23 protein-coding genes are annotated in these 22,339 nt (G+C 70.2%); 6 read left to right on the top strand and 17 right to left on the bottom strand.

Translation table 11 applies throughout. From position 1 onward, the window contains the following. Positions 1–877 precede the first annotated feature (877 nt). The 12 genes from V1633_RS23935 to V1633_RS23880 all read right to left on the bottom strand — a co-directional run bounded on the left by V1633_RS23935 (position 878) and on the right by V1633_RS23880 (position 11,282). Entirely contained in the window at positions 878–1,528 is a 651-nt protein-coding gene (locus V1633_RS23935; RefSeq protein ID WP_407952093.1) for a vitamin K epoxide reductase family protein, read from the bottom strand. Positions 1,529–1,538: 10 nt separating this feature from the next. Then, entirely contained in the window at positions 1,539–2,189 is a 651-nt protein-coding gene (locus V1633_RS23930; RefSeq protein WP_331216623.1) for a DsbA family protein, read from the bottom strand. A gap of 374 nt (positions 2,190–2,563) precedes the next feature. Beyond that, positions 2,564–2,977: a hypothetical protein gene (locus V1633_RS23925; RefSeq protein ID WP_331216622.1), complete on the bottom strand. Its 414-nt coding sequence runs from the start codon at positions 2,975–2,977 to the stop codon at positions 2,564–2,566. 248 nt (positions 2,978–3,225) lie between these two features. Next, positions 3,226–3,870 (bottom strand): OmpA family protein, encoded by a 645-nt coding sequence (locus V1633_RS23920; protein ID WP_331216621.1) that lies wholly within the window; start codon positions 3,868–3,870, stop codon positions 3,226–3,228. Further along, positions 3,854–4,447 carry a hypothetical protein gene (locus V1633_RS23915; RefSeq protein ID WP_331216620.1) on the bottom strand — a complete coding sequence of 198 codons (594 nt, stop codon included), beginning with the start codon at positions 4,445–4,447 and terminating at the stop codon, positions 3,854–3,856. The genes V1633_RS23920 and V1633_RS23915 overlap by 17 nt, the downstream gene beginning before the upstream one ends. A 217-nt stretch (positions 4,448–4,664) precedes the next feature. Then, positions 4,665–5,321 (bottom strand): response regulator transcription factor, encoded by a 657-nt coding sequence (locus V1633_RS23910; RefSeq protein WP_331216619.1) that lies wholly within the window; start codon positions 5,319–5,321, stop codon positions 4,665–4,667. Further along, positions 5,303–6,427, bottom strand: coding sequence for a hypothetical protein (locus V1633_RS23905; RefSeq protein WP_331216617.1), 1,125 nt, complete (start codon positions 6,425–6,427; stop codon positions 5,303–5,305). The genes V1633_RS23910 and V1633_RS23905 overlap by 19 nt, the downstream gene beginning before the upstream one ends. Beyond that, a complete protein-coding gene (locus V1633_RS23900) occupies positions 6,420–7,610 on the bottom strand; it encodes a sensor histidine kinase (RefSeq protein ID WP_331216616.1) in 1,191 nt (396 codons plus the stop codon). Before V1633_RS23900 ends, V1633_RS23905 begins: the two co-directional genes overlap by 8 nt. 293 nt (positions 7,611–7,903) lie before the next feature. After that, positions 7,904–8,275: a toxin-antitoxin system YwqK family antitoxin gene (locus V1633_RS23895; protein ID WP_331216615.1), complete on the bottom strand. Its 372-nt coding sequence runs from the start codon at positions 8,273–8,275 to the stop codon at positions 7,904–7,906. A 153-nt stretch (positions 8,276–8,428) separates the two neighbouring features. Next, positions 8,429–10,711, bottom strand: a complete 2,283-nt coding sequence (locus tag V1633_RS23890) for a hypothetical protein (RefSeq protein WP_331216614.1) — start codon at positions 10,709–10,711, stop codon at positions 8,429–8,431. Further along, on the bottom strand, positions 10,708–10,980 hold the full coding sequence (locus V1633_RS23885) for a hypothetical protein (protein WP_331216613.1): 273 nt from the start codon (positions 10,978–10,980) through the stop codon (positions 10,708–10,710). Before V1633_RS23885 ends, V1633_RS23890 begins: the two co-directional genes overlap by 4 nt. Beyond that, a complete protein-coding gene (locus V1633_RS23880) occupies positions 10,980–11,282 on the bottom strand; it encodes a DivIVA domain-containing protein (protein ID WP_407952092.1) in 303 nt (100 codons plus the stop codon). Before V1633_RS23880 ends, V1633_RS23885 begins: the two co-directional genes overlap by 1 nt. Positions 11,283–11,558: 276 nt before the next feature. Here V1633_RS23880 and V1633_RS23875 point away from each other — a divergent pair, with 276 nt between their 5' ends. Continuing rightward, the gene (locus tag V1633_RS23875) at positions 11,559–11,816 is read left to right on the top strand and encodes a GntR family transcriptional regulator (protein ID WP_331216612.1); all 258 of its coding nucleotides are present in this window, start codon (positions 11,559–11,561) and stop codon (positions 11,814–11,816) included. Between the two features lie 67 nt (positions 11,817–11,883). On the opposite strand, the gene V1633_RS23870 is transcribed toward V1633_RS23875, so the two are convergent. Further along, positions 11,884–12,852: a nitronate monooxygenase gene (locus tag V1633_RS23870; RefSeq protein ID WP_331216611.1), complete on the bottom strand. Its 969-nt coding sequence runs from the start codon at positions 12,850–12,852 to the stop codon at positions 11,884–11,886. A gap of 206 nt (positions 12,853–13,058) precedes the next feature. On the opposite strand from V1633_RS23870, the gene V1633_RS23865 reads away from it, so the two are divergent. Next, positions 13,059–13,322 carry a hypothetical protein gene (locus tag V1633_RS23865; RefSeq protein WP_331216610.1) on the top strand — a complete coding sequence of 88 codons (264 nt, stop codon included), beginning with the start codon at positions 13,059–13,061 and terminating at the stop codon, positions 13,320–13,322. A gap of 439 nt (positions 13,323–13,761) precedes the next feature. After that, positions 13,762–14,259, top strand: a complete 498-nt coding sequence (locus V1633_RS23860; RefSeq protein WP_331216609.1) for a hypothetical protein — start codon at positions 13,762–13,764, stop codon at positions 14,257–14,259. 50 nt (positions 14,260–14,309) lie between these two features. Here the strand turns inward: V1633_RS23860 and V1633_RS23855 are convergent, their stop codons facing one another. From V1633_RS23855 to V1633_RS23840, 4 genes are all read right to left on the bottom strand, one after another. Beyond that, positions 14,310–14,828: a polyketide cyclase gene (locus V1633_RS23855; protein ID WP_331216608.1), complete on the bottom strand. Its 519-nt coding sequence runs from the start codon at positions 14,826–14,828 to the stop codon at positions 14,310–14,312. Between the two features lie 164 nt (positions 14,829–14,992). Next, positions 14,993–15,349 (bottom strand): VOC family protein, encoded by a 357-nt coding sequence (locus V1633_RS23850; RefSeq protein WP_331216607.1) that lies wholly within the window; start codon positions 15,347–15,349, stop codon positions 14,993–14,995. A gap of 226 nt (positions 15,350–15,575) precedes the next feature. Continuing rightward, complete coding sequence (locus tag V1633_RS23845; protein ID WP_331216606.1) at positions 15,576–15,956, bottom strand: hypothetical protein; 381 nt, start codon at positions 15,954–15,956, stop codon at positions 15,576–15,578. Positions 15,957–16,175: 219 nt separating this feature from the next. After that, positions 16,176–16,994: an endonuclease/exonuclease/phosphatase family protein gene (locus V1633_RS23840; protein ID WP_331216605.1), complete on the bottom strand. Its 819-nt coding sequence runs from the start codon at positions 16,992–16,994 to the stop codon at positions 16,176–16,178. 283 nt (positions 16,995–17,277) lie between these two features. Between V1633_RS23840 and V1633_RS23835 the strand changes: the two genes are divergently transcribed. From V1633_RS23835 to V1633_RS23825, 3 genes are all read left to right on the top strand, one after another. Beyond that, positions 17,278–17,856, top strand: coding sequence for an LURP-one-related/scramblase family protein (locus tag V1633_RS23835; RefSeq protein WP_331216604.1), 579 nt, complete (start codon positions 17,278–17,280; stop codon positions 17,854–17,856). A gap of 142 nt (positions 17,857–17,998) precedes the next feature. Continuing rightward, entirely contained in the window at positions 17,999–19,405 is a 1,407-nt protein-coding gene (locus V1633_RS23830; protein WP_331216603.1) for a tetratricopeptide repeat protein, read from the top strand. Between the two features lie 268 nt (positions 19,406–19,673). Continuing rightward, positions 19,674–22,313 (top strand): fibronectin type III domain-containing protein, encoded by a 2,640-nt coding sequence (locus tag V1633_RS23825; RefSeq protein ID WP_331216602.1) that lies wholly within the window; start codon positions 19,674–19,676, stop codon positions 22,311–22,313. Positions 22,314–22,339 lie beyond the last annotated feature (26 nt).

The raw sequence follows: 22,339 nt of genomic DNA, 5'->3' as shown, positions 1-22,339 counted from the left end.
GTCCTCGACCTCCTGGACAAGGCAATCGCCCTTCAGAGCCCACTGGTACGCAAGAACATCGCCCGGGCCCGCCAGCGCAACCCCGAGGCGACGCCGGCACAGGTGATCCGCAACCTGGAGCGGATGTACGTCAGCGCCCTGACCGGGACGGGTGCGGCGGTTGGCGGAGCTGCGGCGGCACCCGGCGTCGGCACGGGCGTCGCACTGGCGCTGACGGGAGGCGAAGCGCTCACCTCTCTCCAGCTGAGCGCCCTCTTCGCGCTCTCGCTCGCCGAAGTCCACGGGGTCCGAATCGACGAGGTCGAGCGCCGCCGAACGATCGTGATGGGCATCATGCTCGGTGGCTCCGGCGCCGCCACCATTACCAAGGTCGCCGAGCGTACGGGGCAGCACTGGGGGCGTCAGGTCGTCGCCAAGGTGCCCCTCCAGACGTTGCGCCAGATCAACAAGATCCTGGGTAAACACTTCATCACGAAGTACGGGACCAAGCAGGGAATCATCGTTCTCGGTCGAGTGGCACCGTTCGGTATCGGCGCCGTGATTGGTGGTGGCGCCAACGCCGCCCTCGCTACTCTGGCGGTGCGGGCTGGTCGTCGCGCGTTCGGCCCGCCGCCGACGTCGTGGCCAGAACTGACGCCCAGTCCCCCGTCAACGTCCGAAACCCGGACGGCTGACCCTCGGTCGGTGAAGGGCGTCGAGCGCCCGCGTCCGCCACCGGAGTCGACTCCGGCACCTACACCACGCGACGTGACACCTGAGGAAACCCCAACCAGAAAACTCACACCTGACGAACCCCTCTCTCACCGCCGATTCAGCCCAGTAGTGGCCCGGCTCGGCCATGTGACCATGACCGAGCCGGGTCAACGGACGTTCGCCGTCACAGCAAGGTGCGCCAGTACGTCCAGAACGCCTCGCCGATCAGCAGGGTCAGGACGAGCAGCCACGCCACCGGGACCGCGGTGTGCACACGGGTGGCCACCGCAACCGCCCGTCGCCAGGCGGCCGGGACGCGAAGGTGTCCGCGGTCGAGGTTGTACAACGTGGTGTAGCTGAACACGGTGATCGTGACCACCCACACCACCATGCAGTACGGGCACAGCGCACCGATCCGGTAGACGCTCTGGAAGAACAGCCAGTGCACCAACCCGATTCCGAAGATCGTGCCGGCCTGCAGGCCCAGCCACCACCAGCGGGGAAGCCGGATCCCACCGAGGAGAGCAACACCGGTGGCTACCACCAGCGGAAACACGGCCACCCCGAGCAGCGGGTTGGGAAAGCCGAACACCTCGGCCTGCGGCGTGTTCATCACCGAGCCGCAGGACAGGATCGGATTGATCGAGCAGCTGGGCGTGTAGTCGGGATCACGGAGCAGCGCGATCTTCTCCACGACCAGGACGAACGCGGCGACGCCGCCGAGCAGCCCGCCGACGCTCAGGACCCAGCCGACCAGCCGGTCGCTGATCGGGTTGCCCAGGTTCGGCGCGGCGCCGTCGCCAGGGTCGGTTCGGGTGACGATGGTGCTGGACACGGCGGTTTCCTCACTGCGCCAAGGCGTCGTCGACGGTCTTCTTCAGCGCCTCGTACGTCGGGTCCTGCTCGTACCGTGCGCCGTTGACAAAAAACGTGGGTGTGCCCTGGACGCCGAGTCGCTGGCCGTCCTCCGCATCCGCGCGGACCCGGGCGGCCACCTCCGGGCTGGCCATGTCGGCGCGGAACCTGGCCACGTCCAGGCCCAGCTCGCTGGCGTACCCGACAAACGTCTCTGCCTGGGACTGCCGCTTGTGGCTCCACGCGGCCTGGTTGTCGAACATCTTGACGTACATCTGCTCGAACCTGCCCTGCCGCGCGGCCGCCTCCGCGGCGTGGGCGGCGTTCAACGCGTTCGGGTGGCTGGTGATCGGGAAGTACCGCACCACGTACGTGATCCGGTCGCGGTACTCGGCACGGAGCCGCTCCACCCCCGGGTACGCGGCGCCGCACGCCTCGCACTCGAAGTCCAGGAACTCGACCACCGTCACCTTTCCGTCCACGGCGGTAGAGAGACGGTGGCTGTCCGCCCGGACCACCGTCTGCGCCACCTCGCCGGCCGGAACGTCGCCCTCACCGGAACGGTTGACCACCACGGCGACAACCAGCGCGGCAAGCGCGACCGCGACAATGCTCAGTGTCACCTTCAGATTGGTGCTCATCCCGCCCTGCCGTACCTTGCGTACCGCCTTTCCGGCGGCCTTCAGTTGCGGGTTGGCTGGGCCAGCGGGCCTAGAGCCGCCGGACCCGCGTCCGGGGCGTCGCCTGCCCGCTGAACCACGATTCGTTCTCGTCTTGTGCGGTGGCACGGTCATTTCCTCTCTCACAGCTCAGATGTGGCGGTACTGGTTGCGGCACAGGCCGATACCCCGGCCAGGTGCCGGACCGGTACCGGGTAGCAGCAGGCGAACCCACCGGATACGCCTGCGCGCGATCAACGGTTGGGTGGATATGCGGGAGCCACCGAGGGTCCGGCGACGGAAAGGCGCCGGACGCGCCCCGGAAGGGCTACCGCGACAAGAGTCTTACGCCGCGCCTATATGCGCAGCACGTCCGGCTGGGTCAGACCGGACACCGGCGACCAGGGCAGCGGGTCGCGCAGCCGTGCCCACCAGTACGCCAGGTGCACCAGCAGCGGCCGGCGAACCAGTCCGGCCATGGCCAGCCCCGCCAGCGCCACCACCACGAACAGGCACGCGCCCGCGACAGCCTCGCTCGGACCGTGCCCGCCGTCCGGTGTGTGAGCACCGGTCCCGGCCACCAGCGCGCCCGGCAACGAGGCCTGCAGGATCACGTTCGGGCAGGCGCTGTGCCCGACCGCCGACACGGGCGAGAGGTTTCCGTCACCGGATGAGGCACCGCCGAACAACGTAACGGCGGTCAGCGCCCCGACGACCAGCAGCCAGCGCAGCAGCAGCCTCGGAGACATCCGGCCGGCCGCGACAGTCACCCCGCCAGCGTACGTCGCAACAGCAGCAGCCGGACACAACACCCGACCGAACTCGTCTCGCGGAGTTCACGCCGTGGGCTACGGCGTTCACGGAGCCCGGAGAATGTGGAGGCGGGAACATCCTCGGTGTCGGTGCCGTCGCGTACGCCATCCGGCGAGCTGGCTCAGCCCTTGCCCCGCTCGTCACTCTCGCCGTGCCGGGACAGGAGGTCGAGGGCGCCGAGGGTGGCGGCCGGACCGGACGCCGCTCATTTCTGGTAGCGGATTTCCACCCGTCGGTTCTTGGCTCGGCCCGACGGGTTGTCCGCACCGTTCGCCGTGACGTTCGCGGCGACCGGCCGGCTCTCCCCGTGGCCGGTGACCTCGAAGGTGAGCGGCGTATCGGCCAGCAGGTCGGCGAGGTGGACCCGGACGGCCTCGGCCCGGGCTCGGGACAGCGCCAGGTTGCCGGCTTCGCTGCCGATCGAATCGGTGTGGCCGGCGATGTACACCACCCCCGCCGCCTGGGTACGCAGCCGCTCGGCGGCCCGATCCAGCCGTAGACGGGCGGCGCGGGTCAGTTGCGCCTTGCCGAAGGCGAAGAGCACGTCGGCGGCGAGGGTCAGTTCGACCTCCCGGGTGGAGTCGGCCTCGCTCTCGTCCCCCTGCACCGTCCCGATCACCGAGAACACGTCGAGCGTCGGAGCCGCTATCTCGACCACGGGTGTGGTGATCGGACCGACGGGAGGTTCCCCGGTCAACTCGAGCACCGATTCCGCCGGAACCGGAGTCGGGGTCGGTGCGGCACCTGCTTCGGTCGGCGTCACGCCGAACAGCCCCAGCGGAACGAGCAGTCCGACGACGGCCGCCGAGGCGCGTGGCAGGGGACGCTCGCGGCTAGCCGAGCGGAACATTTTCGAACGCCTCCACCTGCGGCACGTAGACATCGACAACGGTCACGTCGTCCGGCGGGGCCCCGAAGGTGGCGTAGAGGCCGATCGTCTGCTGGGGTTGCACGTGAAGTCCCAGCTTGGTGGAGCACAGGCACACTTTCTGCGCGTCCCGGGCGACCAGGTACTTCTTACGGTTCTTCCGGTCGAGCAGATAGACGCTGTCGAAGCCGTCGGCCCCGGCCGAGCCTTCGACGCTGAAGAAGTCCGCCGCGCGCCAGCCGAAGACGCCCCCGCCGCCCTCCGGAGTCGTGTCGGTGATCCGGACGTTGACCGTGACGAAGCCCTGGTCACGTCGGAGTTCGTAGAGTTCTACCCGGATCGGTTTGGACCAGTTGGTGCCGGACACCGATCCCTGCCGTGTGGCGACCACGGCTCCCAGTTGGCCGGAGCGGCTCGGCACCCCGGGCGGCGGGCCGGACTCGTCGGTCATCCGCTGCGCGTCTCGGGATCCGCCCTGCTCGCCCTCTCCGGTGCAGCCGGTCAGTGCCAGGATCGCGGCGAAGACCAGTGCCGCCGCGTACGCAGATTTCCTTCGCATCGGATGGTCCTTCCCACGAGTTCGAACGAGCGCGGTCGGTGAACGCCAGATTGCCCGGGCACCACACAAAGCCCCCACCACCGATATCGGCAATCGGTCGTGCCTGCCGACGGGCCGTTTCCTCGTTCCGCCTTCGCTCGGTACCTGCCACCCACGCTAGGGCGGGGACGGGTGTCGCCGTGACGGTCGTTCGCCCCACACGCCCGGTCGGGTGCGGCTACAGCTCGTCCAGCCGGACCAGGCCGTCCTGAATGGCCCGGGCGACCAGCGCTGCCTTCGTCGAGGCCGGGCGGCCGGCCTCGGCGTACCTGATGCGGACCCGGTCGATGTAGCTGTTGACGGTACGGACGGAGAGCCCCAGCTTGCGGGCCACCATCTCCTTGGACTCGCAGGCGAACCAGTTGGCCAGCACGTCGAGTTCGCGGGGAGTCAGACGGGGACGGTCCGGCCGGGTGTCCGTACTGATCGCACCGGCCATGGCGGGGGACGTGTAGGGCAGCTTTCGGCTCGCCGCGTGGATCGCGTGGACCAGGTGTTCCGGCCCCTCGGACTTGGCGAGGCAGGCGAACGCGCCGAGGTCGAGGCAGGTGAGGATGGTCTCCCGGTCCTCGCGCATGGTGTAGACGATCACCTGCCGGCCCGAGTCGACCAGTCGTCGCAGGTCGGGGTAGGCCGGAACCTGCCCGCCGAGCAGGAGGTCGAACACGACCACGTCGGCGGAGAGGCCGGGATCGACCCACGCCACCGCCGGGGTGCGGCCGGAGTCGACGACCCGGACCGGCGGGTCGGCCGCCGCGCACCAGGCCGCGATCCCGGAGACGATCGCCGGGTGGTCGTCAATGACCACCACCGTGTTCAGTCCCTCGCTTGCCACGTGGCCTCTACCCACACCTTCGGCCCGTCCACGAGCCTGGTCACGACGACCCCGCCGCGGTCGACTGCCGTGGACTCCGCGGCATAACCGGCCGACCCACCGATCCTAGCGTCGGCGAGAACACTGACTGTCACGCTGGTCGGCGATCCGCGCACCGTGACCCGTGCCCGGGAGACAGCGACCGACAGAATCCGCAACGCCGGTTCGGTCAGTGCGCGCCGTACCGCCAACGGTGGCGTCGGCCACTCGCCGCAGGTGCCGAGGTGGACCGCCACCCCGTTGCGTTCCGCGAGGTCGAGACACGCGCGCAGCTCGTGCACCAACGGGTCGGACACCTCGTCGTGCTCGGCGAACAGTCGGCGCAACCGTGCGGCGGCCACGGCGTAGTCGGCCCGGACCCGCTCGTCGGCCAGGTCAGCCGAACCGGCCGCCAGGGCGGCCAGCAGCGGTACGGAGGTCGTGGCGAGCTCGGCGTACCGCCCCCGGCGGTCCGCGTGCACGTGTTCCGCGACGGCCTCGGCGGTACGCACCCGCTCCGCGGCGGCGGCGGCCGTCGACGCGGTCTCGACCAGGCCGCGCAGCGCCATGGCACCGGCCAGGACCGGCAGCTCGCCGCCGAGCACGATGGCGGCGACGACAACCAGGTCGGCGGTCTCGTGCCCCTGCCCGACCAGCGCCAACTGCCCGAAACTCGCGACGGTGTGCGCCCCGAGGAACACGGCCGCGGCCCTGGTGCTGTAATCCATCAGCACCAGCAGGCCGAACCAGCCGATCACACCGTAGGACCACTCCTCCTCCGACATCAGTTCGGCCGGCGGAATCCCGGTGGTCGCCAGTACCGCCGCCGCGCACACCGCCGCCACCATCACCCAGCGTGGCCGGCCGAGCGGCCTGTCCCGCAGGATCTGCACACCCGCCACCACGGCGACCGCCGTCAACAGCGTGAAGGCCACCACCTGCTGTGCCAGGCTGCGGTAGGTCTCCGGACTGCCGAGCAGCAACGGCAGGGCGAAGCCGAACAACACGGCGACCGTGATGGCCAACGTCGCCAACCGCAGGCCCCGCATCAGCCGGCTCGCCATCACGTACGACGTCGGTTCACCCATCCGGCACCTCCAGACTCACCCGGGTGCCGTGGCCGGGACGGGACGTCACGACCGCCCGCCCACCCACCCTGGTCATACGCTGCGCGATCGAGTGCGACAGTCCGCGCCGCTGCACCGGCACCCGCTCCGGCGTGAAGCCCCTGCCCCGGTCGGCGACCTCCACCACGGTCCACCCTCCGGTGCGCCGTACCGTCAGATCGGCCGCATTGGTCCCGGCATGCCGCACCACGTTGGTCAGCGCCTCCCGGACGGCCGCGCTGACCGCCGTGGCCCGGAAGGCCGGCATCGGCACCGCCGGCGGCGCGCACACCTCCACCGCGATCGGCGCCTGCCGCACCACCTGCTGCAGCAGCCGTACCAGGTCGGTGTCACCGCCGTCGGGGTCCGGTCGTGCGGCGAGGATCTCCAGGTCGCGGGCGGCCTGCTCGACGAGCCACGGTTCCGTGCCGTCGACCAGACCCGAGCCGACCGCGAGCAGCGTGCTCGCCGCCGTGTCGTGCAGCACCGCCAGGTGTTCCCGCTCCTCCGCGCGCCGGGCGGCCGCGACCGCCGCCTCGCGCCGGGCCTGTTCGTTGACCGCGACAGCCAGGTCGGCCTGTCGGGCACCGGTCCGGACGAGCAGGTACAACACCCGGGACAGTCCGGCCTCGGCGAAGGTCCACAGGCCGAGTGGAACGGACCCGGCCGGCGGATCGGCCGCAGCGAGCACGTTCCCGGTCAGGTGTGCGGCCACGATCGCCGTGGTGAGCAGCGCGCCCAGGGCCGCGCTGGTGAGCCACTGGTGTGCGACGACCGTGATCGTCACGACGGCGAGGACCCAGTTCGTACTGTCGCCGAGCGCGTCCGGCGGCACCGTCCACCGCTGGGTCAGACCCAGCAGCATGATCACGGCGGTGTCCACCAGGAGCAGCCAGCCACCGGATCCGAAGCGCGTGTACACCACACTCCACGCGGCGAGCGCCACGACCACCACCGCGACCAGCGTCCGACGGTCGGGAGCCGCCTGGACCAGCGCCGCACCGCTCGCGCAGAGCAGCACCGCCGTACGTACGAGGACGGCATACCGGCGACCGAGCCGGCGCAACCCGTCCTCGGTGGCACCCGACTCTCCGACAGCCGGAAGATCTGCCGGTGCCGGCCGGAGCGCCAACGGTGACGGCCACGACCACCACCGACCCGTCACGGCGTCCCGCTCCCGGTGGGCCTCAGTGTCGCCGGCGGCGACCGGCGTTGCCTGGCGAACAGTAGTGTCACCGGTGCTCCCAGGGGGATCCGTGTCGGTACGTCCACCGATCCTCGACACGGTTGTTACCGGTATACACGCTGCCGCCGAGGTGGTCCAAGCCCGGTCGGACCCGGTAACCCGGACCCGGTGGCGAATGGATGTACGCCGTCCCGCTCGCGGAGCACGAGCTGACGGGTGTCACCCATGTGGTGGGCGACGACGGGCTGGATCGCGTGGCGGCGGAAGGAGTCCTACGGGCGCGATCCCTTGGCCCCGGATACGCCTACCGGCATCTCAACCCTCGGGAGTACCGTCTCCCTCCACCTCTGTTCGCTCAACCGGCGGCCGAACTCGTCGTTTCGCAACTCGTAGGCGAGCCGCCCGTTGCGGTGCCACTCTCGGGACTCGACGAGAATGCCGAAGCGGTACGTGTCCTCCGTCCGGACGCTACCGTCGTCGCGGAAGGTGCGCTCGGGGCCGTCCTGCACACCGTTGCGATAGGTGGACTCTGCCAGGAGCACCCCCTCCGAGTCGACCTCGGCGGCGACGCCAGTAAAGAGTTCGCCACGATAGGTGAGCCGGTCGTCGTCGTTGAAGTCGGCCTCGTCAAGCAGCACCCGCATCTTGGCGCACTCCTGTGGTCAAGCGATCTCACCACAGCCCATGGACTGCGCCCCACGAAAGCTTCCCACGGGCTGAGCGCCTGTTTGGAGGCTACGACGTCGTTCGTCAATGCGGCCCCGGAGGCCCTCCGGCAAGCCGGCTCGGCCCCTGGTCTACTCGTCACTATCGCCATGCCCAGACAAGAGACCAAGGACGGTGACGGCGGCGGGAAGGGTGGGGGCGGTGGCGAGGGGGCGTACGCTGTCCCGCTCGCGGAGCAGCAGCTGGCAGGTGTCGCCGGTGTAATGGGCGGCGACGGGCTGGCCGGCGTGGTGGCGGGCGAGTCGGCGGAGCAGCGGCACCGGGTCGTCGACGACGGTCGGGGTCGGGCACTGCAGTACCGGGATCGGCGCGATCGGATCGTCGGGTACGGCACCGGCGATGACCAGTTCGAGGTAGTCGAGGCAGAAGGCGGTCGCGGCCTCCGGGGTGGACCGGGCCGGCGGATCGGCCGGAACGACCGTCCCGCCGCGTGCACCGACGCTGACGTCCCAGCACTCATCCTGGATCAGCCGCAGGTCACCGGCGTTCCGTACGTGGTCGACAATCGTGACCGTGACGGCCAGCCGCAGTCCGAGGGCGAGCCGGATCAGGTCGGCCAGCGGCGGTACGTCGGGTCGGCGGGCCAGCACGAACAGCCGGGCACCGGGCCGGCCCCGGGCGGCGCTGCGGACGTACTCGGTGAGCGGGTCGTCTCCGACCCGGTGCAGGGTGACGGTGCCGTACCGCAGGTTGTGGTCGAGGTCGCCGCCGCCGTCGAGCTCGGTCAGGTCGTCGGGGCGTACGCCGAAGTCGCGGGCCCGCTCCCCCAGCCGGAACCGGGCGGGGAGCTGGTGCAGCGGCTTGCCGCCCGGGTGGGTGCCGACGTGCGGTGCCGGTACCCGATCGCCGAGCCGCCAGGTCTGCTCTCCCACAGGCTGCCTCGAATCGTCCACCTGCCAGCTGAGTTCGCTGGTCAACCAGCCGGCCGCGTCGACTCGCCAGCTCAGGTGGACGACCCGGCTGGTCAAATCGGTGAGGGTTATCGTCACGTCCTGGTACAGCCGACGGCTGCCCCGGCAGGTGTCGCAGCGCAATGGTGACGGGGCACGGCCAGCACCGGCACACCGTGGACAGTCGGGGGCGGCGACGCCGGTGCCGATTCGGCAGTAGCAGCGGCGGAGCCGACTCGTCGGGTCGCAGTCGGGACATTCGAGGTACGAAATCGCTTCGCCCTGCCACGACGGGGCCGGCGGCTGCCAACCGCGCCGCAGGACAATCCCGCGGCGCTGGTGGATCTGCCCGGTCGACGATTCGCTGAGCGTTTCGGTGGTGTCGGCGACCTGGAGGCTGGTGTGCCACCAGCGGTCGTCGCGCCAGATCGCCTGCGCGCCGAAGGTCGGCGTGCCGGTGGAGACGTCGACGCAGTCGGCGAGGATCCGCCGTTCGAGCTGGTCGAGGTCGATGTCCGGGGGTTCGGCCGGTGGCCGGTAGCCAATGGTCAGATGGTGGGCGGGTGCGGTCCGGCCCCGTTCCTCCAAGCCGTAGAAGGCGTCCAGGTCGCTGGTGCCGGTGATCGCGGTGGTGAGATTCTCGGCGCGGCAGCGCGCCTCGGTCGGGACGGGTCCGCCGGAGACCTCGTACCGCAGGTGCCAGGTCAGGTCGTCGACGGTCCACACTTGGCCGGCGTCGACGGGACGGCCATCGACCCGGCGGGCCCCGACAGTGCGGGCCCCGACAGTGCGGGCCTCGACACGGCGGGCCTCGACACGGCGGGCCTCGATGACCAGGTCGAGGCAGAGCAGGTCGGCGAGCCGGCAGAGTCGGGCCAGCTCGGCGGCCGGGTCGCGGGGCGGTTCACTCGTCGTCCGGCCGAGGTAGAGCCGCCACGGGTCGTGGGAGCACCGCGCGATCGCGTCCGCCTCCAGCACCTTCCGGTCGGAGGCGGGCAGCTCCGGCCGCCACTGCTTCGGCAACATGACCAGCGGGCCGTCCGGCGAGCCGGCCCCGTTCACGTCGGTCCAGGAGGTGGCGCCGACCCGGGCGGCCAGGTCGCGCAGCAGCGGGGCGAGCCGCAGATACCAGCCCGGGTCGGCGTCGGGTCCGCGCGCCGGTTCCACCACTCCGGGTACGACGTTCGCCGAGGCCACCGCCCCGGTGTCGAGGTTCGCCACGGTCAGGACAAGCTGGGCGCGTCGCCGGCCGGTCTGCCGGCAGTCGTGGCACGGCCGTCCGACGGTGCCGACCCCGTCGCACTCCAGGCAGTTGTGGTACGGCTCCCCCGGCGCCCGGTCCTCGTCGCTGACCAGCAGGGTGTTGCCGTAGTAGGTGCAGCGGCACGCGACGAGGGTGAACGTCATCCCGTCACACTCGCGGCACAGCATCACCGGTGGGCCGTCGGGAACGGTGGCGGTCACGACACCGCCTCCGTATCCGCCTCCGACTCGACGGTGCCGCAGGGTGTCTCGTGTTCGGCGCGCAGCACGCAGCGTCGGCCGCCGGACAGGAGTCGGTCGCAGAAGAGTCGGGACTGCACACCCTGGTTGTCCTCCGCCGAGACGGTCGCCTCGGCAACATCCACCCGGGGCAGTCGGTCGAGGGTCCGGGCCGCCGTCCGGGCGAACCGCCGGGCCGCGGTCGGATTCGACGCGGTGAAGGGCACGTGTACGACGTACCGGTCCGTCATCAGCGCCCCGCCAGATCGTGGGCGGTCGGCGCCTGCCGGGACTGCCAGCGTCGCAACGCCTCCTTGATCCGGGCGTTCTGCTCCCGGACACCCGCCAACTCGGTGTACGCCCGCGCCAGGTCACCGGCGACCTGGTCGAGGAACTGGGCGACCTCGTCCGGGTCGACTCCCCGCCGCCCGAAGCCGACCGGGGTGAACCGGCGGGCCCGCACCTGCGACGGCCACAACGGCCGGTACGTCTCCGACCGGTACGCCGACCCGAGTCGCCGCCGGTCCCTCCTCAGTCGTCGTAACAGCAGCACCCGCACAACCTTCACCAACTTCCGCGTCGTGGATCAGGACATGGACGGGTGCCCCGGCCCGGAACCTGGAGGGGACGCTCCGGGCCGGGGGCACCCCGCCCCACCACCGCAGCCAGCAGCGGCGCGCACGGCAGCAGGGCGTTACTCGGGGCCGGGACGGACAACCCGTACAAGCCGAACGTCCCCGCCGGGAGGACGGTACCTCAACTGGTCTACCTACGTCTGCATACGTAGAAGGACGTTTCGCGCTATCTGGAGACTTCTAACGTCAGCGCTATGGACCTCGGCCCGGACGACGAGATCGATCACGGCGCCCCGCTCGCGCCGTACAAGCAGCTCGCGGCGATCCTCACCGCCCGGATCAAGCGCGGAGACTGGCAGCCCGACCGCGCCATCCCGAGCGAACAGCAACTCGTCCAGCAGTACGGCATCGCCCGCGCGACCGTCCGGCGTGCGATAGCGCTTCTGGTCGAGCAAGGCGTGTTGTACGTCGTACCCCAGCGCGGCACCTACGTCCGCCGGGCCGACGGGTAGTCCAAACCCAGCACCGCTCGATCGAGAGTGCGGGCCGCCAGCCGTACCCGTTTGACCTAGCCCTCGGTCAGCGTCTTCCGGCTCTGGCCAGGGCGATCTCCGCCTGGTTGGCCAGGGTGGTGACGAGATCGGCTGCCGACGGCAGGTCGGTGATGAGGTCGACGGCTTCGCCGGCCCAGACCGGCAGTGGGGGTATCACGCCTCGTGCCACATCGGCCTGGTAGTCCTCTCTCACCTGAGGGTCTTCGACGAGTTCGGCCTCACGGCCGCGCCACCGGTCGAGGTAGAGGTGACCGAGGGTGCGCGCGGGGTACTTCGACGGCCATCGGGAGCCGCGCGCAATGTCGAGCACGCTGCTGCGCTCGGTGTCCTCCCCCCGTCCTTCGATGATCGCCTTGGTGATCGCGGGGTCGACCAGGGCTTCGGTGGTGGCCTGGAATCGGCTGCCGATCATGGCGCCGGCAGCGCCTAGGGCCAGGGCTGCGGCGAGGCCGCGCCCGTCGGCGATGCCGCCGGCCGCCAGCACCGGCACCGGCACCGAGGCCGCGAGATCCACCACCACGGGTACGAACGGCAGCGTGGACCGACCCCGACGGGCACCATGACCACCGGCTTCGGTGCCCTGTGCCACGATGACGTCAGCGCCCAGGTCCACGGCCTGCCTGGCCTCCTCCAGATCGGTGACCTGGATGATCAGGACGGCCCCCGCCTCGCGGACGAGTTCCACGTACGGGCTCGGGTCGCCGAATGACAACATGACCGCGCAGGGACCGTACTCCAAGGCACGCTCCACCGCAGCGGCGTCGATTCCCCAGGTCAGAAAGCCGACGCCCCACGGCTGATCGGTACGCGACGCAACGATCCGCGCCTCACGGTCCAGCCACTCCCGATCCCCGAAAGCCGCGCCAAGCATTCCGAGGCCGCCGTTGCTGGAGACGGCCGCCGCCAGGGCGCCACCGGCCGACCCGCCCATCGGGGCCAGAACGATCGGATGCCGTATCCCGAACAACTCCGTGAACTCCGTCGACAACGCCATGCTCGCATCATCGTCCTCTCGTTGCGCTGAACAGCACGCCGCCCGGACCGGTCTCCGCGACGCTCCGTTTGCGCCAACCAGGGGCTGCACGCCGTGGCCATCTCGGATAGTGTCCGACCAACCACGCACTGACAATGCCTTGCGGCGTGGACAAGCGCGTCGACACCGCTGTGCCGTCAGCATGGCCGGTAACCGGGGAGGACCGCATGGCCAGCATCGAAGAAGTCAAGGCGGCGCTCATGCAAGCCGCCGAACAGGGATCGAACAGTCTGAACCAGATTCGCGCCGCCGCCGAGCAAACCGAGCAGGTCCTCACTCGTCTCCGGGCTGTCGCCGCCGGTACGGGCCACCCCAAGGTCGCCGAGGCCATCCAGCGCGCCGAGCAAACGAAGCAGCGCCTCGCCGAAGCAGCCACCATGATCCAGGGCAGCGCCGCCGCGGCCCGCGAGTACGTCAGCGTCCTCGGCTGACCGCAGACCGAGTCAGCAGGCAGTGCGCAAGGCCGTGGTGGACTGCCGAACCGCCGGAGAGAAGGGCGGGCAAGACGGCACCCCTGCTGGCCGAGGCTGCCGAGCATTTCACGACGTACGTGAACACCATCGCGCCGGGAACCGTCGCCCCGCGATCGTCGGCGCCCGAGGCGATGCCGGACGGCGATCGCATCACGTCGGAGGCGATGAACCGACGCAGGCGGGCAACCAGCTTCCTGGACCGCACCGCAAGACGCGCCGACGACGTCAACGACACCGCCACGGGGGTGACCAAGGCTGTCGAGGAAGGCACCAAGGTTGCGTTGCGGCAGATCAAGGGTGACGGTGGAGCGGGTCGCGGTCCCGCCTTGACAACTAGCAACTCTCGCACCCAGCCTGCGCCGGTCCAGCACCCGCCCACGAGGTGGCCTCCGCGTTGGTGGTCACCGTTCTCGGCGCCGCCCTGGTCGGTAGGGCCGGCATCGACTACATCAAGAAGCGACTCAGCAAAAGGAAAAGAATGACGATCAAGAGTGATGTTGTCGAGTTCGCCCATACCTTGATCCGAGGTGACTTCGAGGCCAACGACCGCTACGAAGCGAAGCTCGACGCCGAAGGCTGGGACGGTTGGCCATCCTTCTTGAGCGCACTCTTCTTCCTCGCCGTCGAGAGGCGCTTCCAGGGCAGGTACGACGAAGCCGAGGTGATCAGGTTCGTAGCCGATCTGCGGGCCGAGACCGTTGACAAATCCGCGCCGATCGACGCTGCGAGCGTGGAGTCTCTGATCAAAAGCTGTGTTCGAACAGTCCGTACAGCTGACCATGGCCCCGGAGACTATGGCCAGCTCCGGACGATCGTGTCGTACCGCATCCTCGCCAACGAGAACCTCACCGACGACGAGTTGCACAACTGCAGCCTGGACTCCCCATCCCGGTAGCCGTAACGGACATACCGCTTCACGAGGACGGCCGCGGCTCGCCCTGAACTTCAGTCCGTGGCCGTGCCCTGGCGTTGTTGACGCTCGGCGAGTTGCTTGAAGTTGAGTAGCTGCCGTCGAGCCATGATCAGGTCACCGACTGACAGACCGAGGGCCACCCAGCGGGTCGTCTGCATGACGACCTTGAGCAGCAGGCGCGTCGTGTCGTTCTGCTGGGGCACAAGGACGTACGACATGAACCCACCCATGATCGCGCCTGTCAGCTGTACCCCGGAGTCGACCGAGACGATCCTGCCCAACTTCCGTCCGCCCGCACTGGTGAACGCCTCTCCGACTTCAGGCTCGGGAAGCCCGCGAAGCTGTTGAGGTGAACGCCGGCCGAGGTTGTCGATCCAGTCATAGGCGTACGGCGCGAGTCTCACCTGGACGACCCACGGCCACACCGCTGCGACGGGCGCCTCGATTCCCACTCCGCGCCACGCCTGCAGCGCGGGTGACACGACGAAGTCATCGCACGGATACGACAGCAGCATCTCGCTGTCCGTCACGCCCCACCGGTCACCGATCATGATCCCAATGTCCCGTCCCCCGTACGGCATCCGAATCTACTGCCCGGCTCAGAAGTCAGCTACCGGGCATGATCGCCTCGGTCGGCATTCGGCGAGGAATGCCAGGTGGGTATGCCAGTAGGTGTATCGCCATCGGGCCGGCGGGTCCCACACGCCCGTCCGGATCAGTTCACGCAGAGGCAGAAGGGGTGCCCCGCCGGGTCGAGGAAAACCCGGAACGACGTACCGGGCTGGTGCGGGTGTTTTGTCGCCCCGAGATCGAGCACTGCCGCCTCGGCGGCATCGAGGTCGTCGACGACCACATCGAGGTGCATCTGCTGAGGCAGCGCCTGCCCCGGCCACACCGGTGGCGTGTACCCGTCCACCTGTTGGAACGAAATGCACTGACCGTACTCCGCGCGAACTTCCGCCCAGTCGGAGGAGACGTCGACCTTCCAATCCAACATGGCGCCGTAGAACTCTGCGAGCGCACCAGGATCGGGACAGTCGATCACGATGCTGGGGAAGCGAGCGATGGCCATGCGAGCCATGGTACGAGCTATTGCGGACGATCCACTTCCGGATTACGTCGGGTACGGCTGGTGCTCGTCGAGACGTCGGCACCTAGCCGACTCCGTAACGGGCGTCCCGCCACGGCAATCGCGCCCTTCCAAACGACTGCGACTCTGCCTGGACGCGCCATCGCGGAGGCACGGCCTCCGGGTGGTCCTCGTTCGCGCCGCAGATACGGCTGCCAACGACGGCGGGTCAGGGCAACCCGAAGGCCCGGCGGTACCGTCGCGGCGGCAGGACGGACCGGAGCTTGTCGGCCACGCCGGAGAAGTCCGTGATGTCGGTCAGGCACCCGTGACCGGTGTGGGCGAGCCACAGGGTGCCGTCCCGTTCGACCACCATCGCGTCGGAGAGCGGCAGCGTGTGCACGTTCCCGTCACCGTCCACATCCGAAACGGCGTCCACACCGATGATCAAAATCCCCCGGTTGCGGCGCCGCTTGAACAACGGTGGCCAGAACACCTCGCCCGAGAGAACGTGACGGGTCCGGGAACACGAGTCCTCGGTGCTGCCCGGCAGGGCCGGCCTTGCGCCGCGCGGTACGACGATCATGGTCGACGCCAACCACGCGGACATCAGGTCCCGTGCTGCCGCCGGCGTGAGTCCGCCCGGGGGCAACAGAACATTTACGTCGTTGCCCTGACCACCACCGACTCCGCCGGCCGGTCGACCGCTGAGAAGATGCTCAACGCCCCTCGTACCGGGATGTAGCGACCAACCGGGGGCGCGGGCGCCGTCGTGACGGACGGCGGGTGATGCCGCCGTCCAACACGTACCGGAGGTTCTGGGTCGCGCCTACGAGACCGTGACGCTGCTCACCAGCGCGCGGTGGTCGGACGCGTCGTTGCACATCGGCACCAGCGGATCGGGATCCGGTCGTACGGCGCCCCGGAAGAAGATGTAGTCGAACTTCAGCGTGGGCTGCACGTTGCAGTCCTCGTGGTCGTTGGAGACCGTCAGGTAGTCGGCCGGATGGCCGTCGACGAAGCCGGCGTTCCGCAGGACCGCCGGAGCCGGGTCGACCGGCGTCGCGTTGAAGTCACCCATCACGATCGCGTTCGGCCACCCCTGGGCGGCCGCCACCAGCTGCGGCGCCTGGCACGCGGAGTCCGCCCCGGTGTTGCGGGTACTCATGTGGGTGTTGAAGACGCGGACGTTCCGGGACCCGAGTGTGACGGTGACCGCCAGGAAGGCCCGGTCCTCCGGATCCCCGTCGCAGTTCTCCCGGGAGTACTGCTGGCGCAGCGGATTGCGCGGATTGAGGCTGCTCGGCACGAACGTCGCCTGGCCGAAGCCGTCGAGTCCGGGGCAACTCCAGGAGAAGGTCTCGGCCGCGCCGTAGAAGGAGACCCAGTCCCCGCCGATGTGCTCCTCCAGCGCCGCCTCGATCTCCGGGACCTGGCCTTCGCAGACCTCCTGCAGGCCGACCACCTCGCCGAGGCTGTGGTTGATGTGGGAGGCCCACTTGTCGGCGCCGGCGTTGACCACGGCACCGGCGATGTTCCAGCTCATCACGGTGACCTCGGTGGCCGCATGGGCCGGGGCCGCCGGCACGGTGACGGTGCCGACGGCCGCCACCAGGGCCAACCCGGACGCGAGAATCTGTCTTTTCAACGGCTCCTCCAAATGATGACGCTTACCGCACCTCCGGGCAGCCTGGGACATCCCGCCAGCATCGGCAAGGCTCCATGTATGTCCCAAACTGAGGTCACCCGGCCCGCTCGCCCGGGTCGGCCCATCCGGGCGGAGACGCCGCTCCGGTCGACAGCGGCAGGTCCCCCGGGTGTCGCATCGCTGTGCAAGACTCCCTAGCTGCGTCAACGGACGAAAATCCCCAGGTCGTGCCCGTACGCCAGTGACGTGGGCAGGCCGCAGACACAGAAGGAAACCCCCGAATATGCAACCCGACGTGCTCCAGGCCCAGGCCCAGTTCCACATCCGGCAGCGGGTCCGGCTGATGGTCAACCAGTACGAGGTCCTCGCGGTCAACCCGGACGGCTCCGAGGGTGGACTGCTCGCCTTCGCCCAGCAGAAGCGGATGGCCTTCAAGGAGCAGGTGACCCTCTACACCGACGACACCAAGCAGCAGCCGGTGCTCGGCTTCAAGGCCCGCGCGGTGATCGACCTCGGTGCCACGTACGACGTGACCGACGCCGCCGGCAACCCGATCGGCCTCTTCCGCAAGGACTTCAAGGCGTCCCTGCTCCGCTCGACCTGGCACGTGGAGCAGCCCGGCCTCGGCCAGGCCACCGGTCAGGAGCGCAGCCTTCCCGTCGCGCTGCTGCGCCGCTTCATCGAGTCGCTCTCCTGGCTGCCCTACCACTTCGACTTCACCATCAACGGCCAGCCGGCGTTCGAGGTCGTGAAGAAGTGGGGCCTGCGCGACCGGTACGTCGTCACCGTCCACCAGCCGCAGCTCGACCGCCGGCTGGTCATCGCGATGGCCGTCGCCCTGGACGCGCTGCAGGCCCGCTGACCCGGGAGTCGCACACCGAGGCCGGGCGCGCTCCCGCGACGCGGGTACGCGCCCGGACCCGGGCGTGACGGTACGACATGACACCTCACCGACCTGAGACCCGGCTAGCGCGGCACCCCCGACAGAGGGCAGCATGACGGGCGTGTCCCAGCCTCCACAGCTCGCCGCCGTCCAGGACCGCGCCCGGGCGCTGCACGGTGCCGGCGACATCGCGGGCGCCCGCCGCCTCCTCGGCCAGGCCCTCGACGCGGCACGACCCGCGTACGGCAACGACCACCCCGAGGTGCTCTCCACCGCGCTCCTGCTGGCGCAGTGGCACCGGCAGGTCGACGACCCGGCGGCGGCGAGGCGGGCCCTGGAGGAGGCGCTGACCGACGGCCAGCACCGCTGGGGCGACGCCGATCCGTTGATGCTCGCCCTCTCCTTCGAACTCGGCGCCGTCGCCGAGGATCTCGGCAACCGGCACGAGGCACGCCGCAACTTCACCCGGGTCGCGACGCTCGGTCCAGGAGTGCTCGGCGGCGACCACTGGCAGGTCCGGGCGGCCCGGGACTATCTCGGTGACCCGCCCTCGGCCACGGGGACCCCGGAGGCGGCCACGCCCGCCCCCGCGCCGGCCCAGCCACCGCCGACCATGCCCGCACCGGTGGCTCCGCACGCGCAGCCGCCGAGCAGGCCGCAGGCACAACCGGTGTCGGGGCCGTACGCCCCGGCACCGGTCTCGGCACCCCACGTCCCGAACCCGGTCTCGGCACCACACGCCCCGACAACGCACCCGGTCTCGGCACCACACGCGCCGACAACGCATCCAGTCCCGGCACCACACGCGCCGCACCCGGTGTCGGCGCCGGTCGGCATGCCGGTGTCGGCGACGCCGGCCAGTGCCACGCCGTACCCGTCGAGCGGGGCGGGCTTCCCGACCAGCGGGAGCCCGTACCCCACCAGTGGCGTGGGTTCCCCGTCGACCACCGCCGCCCGGTCCGGCTACGAACCGGCGACGTACCCGCCGTACTCGGCACAGTCGTCGGCGTCGCCGGAGACGTACCCGGTGGTCACCATGCCGGCGCCGGTGGCGGCCCCGACGCCCGTCCCGGAACCGGCACCGCAGTCCTCCGGCCGGGGGTCCACGGTGGCGGCGGCGGTCGCGGCGGCCGCCGCGGTCATCGCCGCGATCGTGGTGGTGGTCGCCGTGGTGGCCGACAAGGACGCCCCGCCGCCGCCCGCCACGCAGGACGAGCCCGGCGGCGTGGTCATCTCCGGCGAACCGCCGACCGGGGTGAAGCTGCTCGACGAGGGAACCGCGATCACGATCACCTGGGCGGACCCCAGCGGCGGCACGGTGCCGTTCCTGGTCACCGGTGCGCAGCGCAACAAGGAGGCGCAGGCGATGGGACGGGTCAGTGCCGGCGATCCGACGAGTTTCACGGTGAACGCGCTGAATCCCCGACTCGAATACTGCTTCACCGTGCTCGCGGTGTATTCGACGAGTGAATTCGCCCCGTCGGATCTCGTGTGTACCACCCGGGGCGCCGGCGCAAGCCCGAACTGATCACGATTCGACACCAGCTTCACGCCGCTGACCTGCCCAAACAACCGTGGCCGGAAGGCTTGTCCACAATTCGCGCGGGCTCTGTCCACAACGGCACGTTCCGGGTACCCGGCCGAAGAGGGCGGGCCATATGATGGCACCCGGTTTCGGGGAGATTCGCTGACGACGGCGGTCGGAGACAGCACCGCCACGATGGGGAGGTCAGCCGGCTGTGGTCACCACAGGCAACGGCTTCACAGGCAGTGACGGTAATGCCGGAGGGACGGCCGTGGTCGCGCCGGGCGGTCCCACCGCACGTCGGCGGTCCCGCCGGCTCCGGGGCGGGCTCGTCACCGTCGCCACCGTGGCGGCGCTCGCCGCCGCGATGGGGCTGACCGTGCTCGGTCTGGGTGCGGCGGACAACGCGGTGGCGGGTTACGACGCCAGCTCCTGGCTGTGGAGCGCGGCCAAGAGCGAGCTGGCCCGGGTCAACGGGGTGACCGGCCGGGTCGACACCCGGATGCAGGTGCCGGACGGCCGTGGCCACCAGATGCAGGTCGTCCAGACCGACCGGCTGCTCATCCTGCGGGACCTGAACACCGGCACGATCAGCTCGCTCGACCTCGCCACCCTCCAGGTCATGGCCACCACGAAGAGCACCGCCGGGATCGGCGTCAACATCGCGCTGCACGAGAACTCCGCGTTTGTCGTCGACGCGGTGCAGGGCATCGTGCGCCAGCTCGACCCCCGGTCGCTCACCCCGGTCGGCGAGCAGATCAACTATCCGCCGGGGATCACCGGCGGCGCCTTCGACGGCACCGGCAAGCTCTGGGTCGCCGTACCGAGCCAGGGCACCGTCTCCGCGATCACCCCGGCGGAGCTTCCCGAGAACGCCAACGCCAACGCCGTCCAGGGCGGCGGCACCACCGGCGGGATCAGCCCCAAGCAGATCCGCAGCGAGGCGGTCGCCGAGCCGAGCCACGACCTGAGGGTTTCGACCCTCGACGACGGCATCGCGGTGCTGAACCGGACCACCAACACGCTCACCACGCTGGAGGGCGAGGCCGCGCCGCAACCGGTCACGCTGCCGCTCACCGGTCCGGGTGCGCTGCCGACCCGGACCACCGGCGAGCAGATCCCGGTGACGGTGGTCGACGACCGCAACGTCGTGGTGAGCGTCGACGCCGCCGTCGGGCAGCGGTTCACCGTCCCCGGTGAGGGGACCCAGCTCAGTCCGGCGGTCGCCTGGGCCGGCCGGTTCTACTGCGCGGAGGAGGAGACCGGAAAGGTCTACTCGTTCGACGAGGCGGGCAAGCTGCTGGAGACGATCGAGGTGCCGGGCGCGAACGGGCCGCTGGAGCTGGAGGTCCGGGAGAACCACCTCTTCGTCAACGCGCCGAACTCCGACCGGGCCAAGGTGATCGACGACCACCACCAGGTCCGGGACGTCAACAAGTACGCCAACGACATCCTCGGCGGGGACCCGCCACCGGCCCCGCCGCCGCCTCCGCCGCCGAAGAAGCCGGTGGTCAGCAAGCCGGGCGCGCCGCGCGCGGTGACCGCCTCCGCCGGCAACGCGCAGGCCCGGGTGAGCTGGCGTCCGGCCGCACCGAACGGCGCCCCGATCACCCGGTACGTCGTCGAGGGGGCTGGCAAGACCTTCCAGGTCGGCGCCGACCAGCGGTCGCTGGAGGTCACCGGCCTGACCAACGGCGAGACCTACCGGTTCTCGGTGCACGCGGTGAACTCGAAGGGTGCCGGTCCGTCCCGGAGGAGCAATCCGGTGACGCCGACCTCCGAGGTGCCGGACCCGCCGGCCAGCGTCACCGCCGAGGCGCGTCCGGACGGCACGGTGGTGGTGAAGTGGCCGGCGGCGAACGGCCAGGGCTACAAGATCAACAAGTACGCTGTCACCGCCATCTCCGCCGGAGCGAACGCACCGGCCGGCGAGGCGACCGGCACCGAGCTGGTCATCCCCGCCGGTGAACTCACCTACGGCAGCCAGTACGCCTTCACCGTCGTCTCGATCAACGAGAAGGGCGCCGGCTCGGCCGCCTCCCCGGTCAGCGGCACGGTGGTGCCGTTCACCACGCCGGGCATTCCGGTCGACCTCAACGCCAGCACCGTGCGTAACGCCCGGGGCACCATCGACCTGACCTGGGCCGCACCCGCCGACAACGGCCGGCCGATCACCAAGTACCTGGTCAAGGCCGGTGGCAAGGACGTCGAGGTGACCGAGGCCAAGGCCAGGGTCAGCGGTCTGCCGGACGGGACGGCGATCGCCGTCCAGGTGCGGGCGGTCAACGAGGCCGGCCCGGGCGCCCCGGCCACCGCCAACCCCCGCACGGTGGGCGTGCCGACGATCGCCGGGGTCAGCGTCAGCGCCGCGGACACCACCTCGTTCACCGTGAAGGTCACCGTGAACGACGGCGACGGGGACACCCAGTGCGCGGTGACCCCGGCCGGCCGATCGCGGGTGGCCGGGGTCTGCTCCGGCATCCGGGTCACCGGCCTCACCCCGGCGACCGCGTACACCTTCAGCGCGACGGCGACCAACGCGGCCGGCAGTGCCACCGCGCAGGGCAGTGCGACGACCGCGGCGATCTTCGGCGTCGCCACCTGTAAGAACGGCCAGAACGGTGACACCGCGACGTACTGCGACCGGGACCGGGAGGGCCGCAACGGCAACGAGATCTTCTCCGGCACCCGGCAGGACAACGACGCGCAGGTCGGCTGGGCGAGGCCGGGCACCCGGATCGAGACGATCTGCAAGAAGTCCGGGGAAGAGGTCTACGCCTACATCTACAACAACGAGAAGCGCAGCACCTGGTGGGTCCGGATCAAGTGGAACGGCGGCACGCCGTACATCCCGTGGGCCTGGCTCAACCTGGAGGGCGGGGACAACGTCAACCGTCTGCGGACCTGCTGACCGCACCACCCGTACGTCAGGAGCAC

Origin of the sequence: Plantactinospora sonchi (assembly GCF_036422035.1) — a bacterium.
Taxonomy (GTDB): domain Bacteria; phylum Actinomycetota; class Actinomycetes; order Mycobacteriales; family Micromonosporaceae; genus Plantactinospora; species Plantactinospora sonchi.
This window is presented reverse-complemented; position numbering and strand designations above follow the sequence as displayed.

What these genes read in the sequence shown, in the direction of transcription:
- V1633_RS23930 (WP_331216623.1), bottom strand. Translation starts at nt 2,189, where the DNA reads ATGAGCACCAATCTGAAGGTGACACTGAGCATTGTCGCGGTCGCGCTT.
- V1633_RS23920 (WP_331216621.1), bottom strand. Translation starts at nt 3,870, where the DNA reads ATGTTCCGCTCGGCTAGCCGCGAGCGTCCCCTGCCACGCGCCTCGGCG.
- V1633_RS23915 (WP_331216620.1), bottom strand. Translation starts at nt 4,447, where the DNA reads ATGCGAAGGAAATCTGCGTACGCGGCGGCACTGGTCTTCGCCGCGATC.
- V1633_RS23905 (WP_331216617.1), bottom strand. Translation starts at nt 6,427, where the DNA reads ATGGGTGAACCGACGTCGTACGTGATGGCGAGCCGGCTGATGCGGGGC.
- V1633_RS23895 (WP_331216615.1), bottom strand. Translation starts at nt 8,275, where the DNA reads ATGCGGGTGCTGCTTGACGAGGCCGACTTCAACGACGACGACCGGCTC.
- V1633_RS23885 (WP_331216613.1), bottom strand. Translation starts at nt 10,980, where the DNA reads ATGACGGACCGGTACGTCGTACACGTGCCCTTCACCGCGTCGAATCCG.
- V1633_RS23875 (WP_331216612.1), top strand. Translation starts at nt 11,559, where the DNA reads ATGGACCTCGGCCCGGACGACGAGATCGATCACGGCGCCCCGCTCGCG.
- V1633_RS23870 (WP_331216611.1), bottom strand. Translation starts at nt 12,852, where the DNA reads ATGGCGTTGTCGACGGAGTTCACGGAGTTGTTCGGGATACGGCATCCG.
- V1633_RS23865 (WP_331216610.1), top strand. Translation starts at nt 13,059, where the DNA reads ATGGCCAGCATCGAAGAAGTCAAGGCGGCGCTCATGCAAGCCGCCGAA.
- V1633_RS23855 (WP_331216608.1), bottom strand. Translation starts at nt 14,828, where the DNA reads ATGATCGGTGACCGGTGGGGCGTGACGGACAGCGAGATGCTGCTGTCG.
- V1633_RS23850 (WP_331216607.1), bottom strand. Translation starts at nt 15,349, where the DNA reads ATGGCCATCGCTCGCTTCCCCAGCATCGTGATCGACTGTCCCGATCCT.
- V1633_RS23845 (WP_331216606.1), bottom strand. Translation starts at nt 15,956, where the DNA reads ATGTCCGCGTGGTTGGCGTCGACCATGATCGTCGTACCGCGCGGCGCA.
- V1633_RS23835 (WP_331216604.1), top strand. Translation starts at nt 17,278, where the DNA reads ATGCAACCCGACGTGCTCCAGGCCCAGGCCCAGTTCCACATCCGGCAG.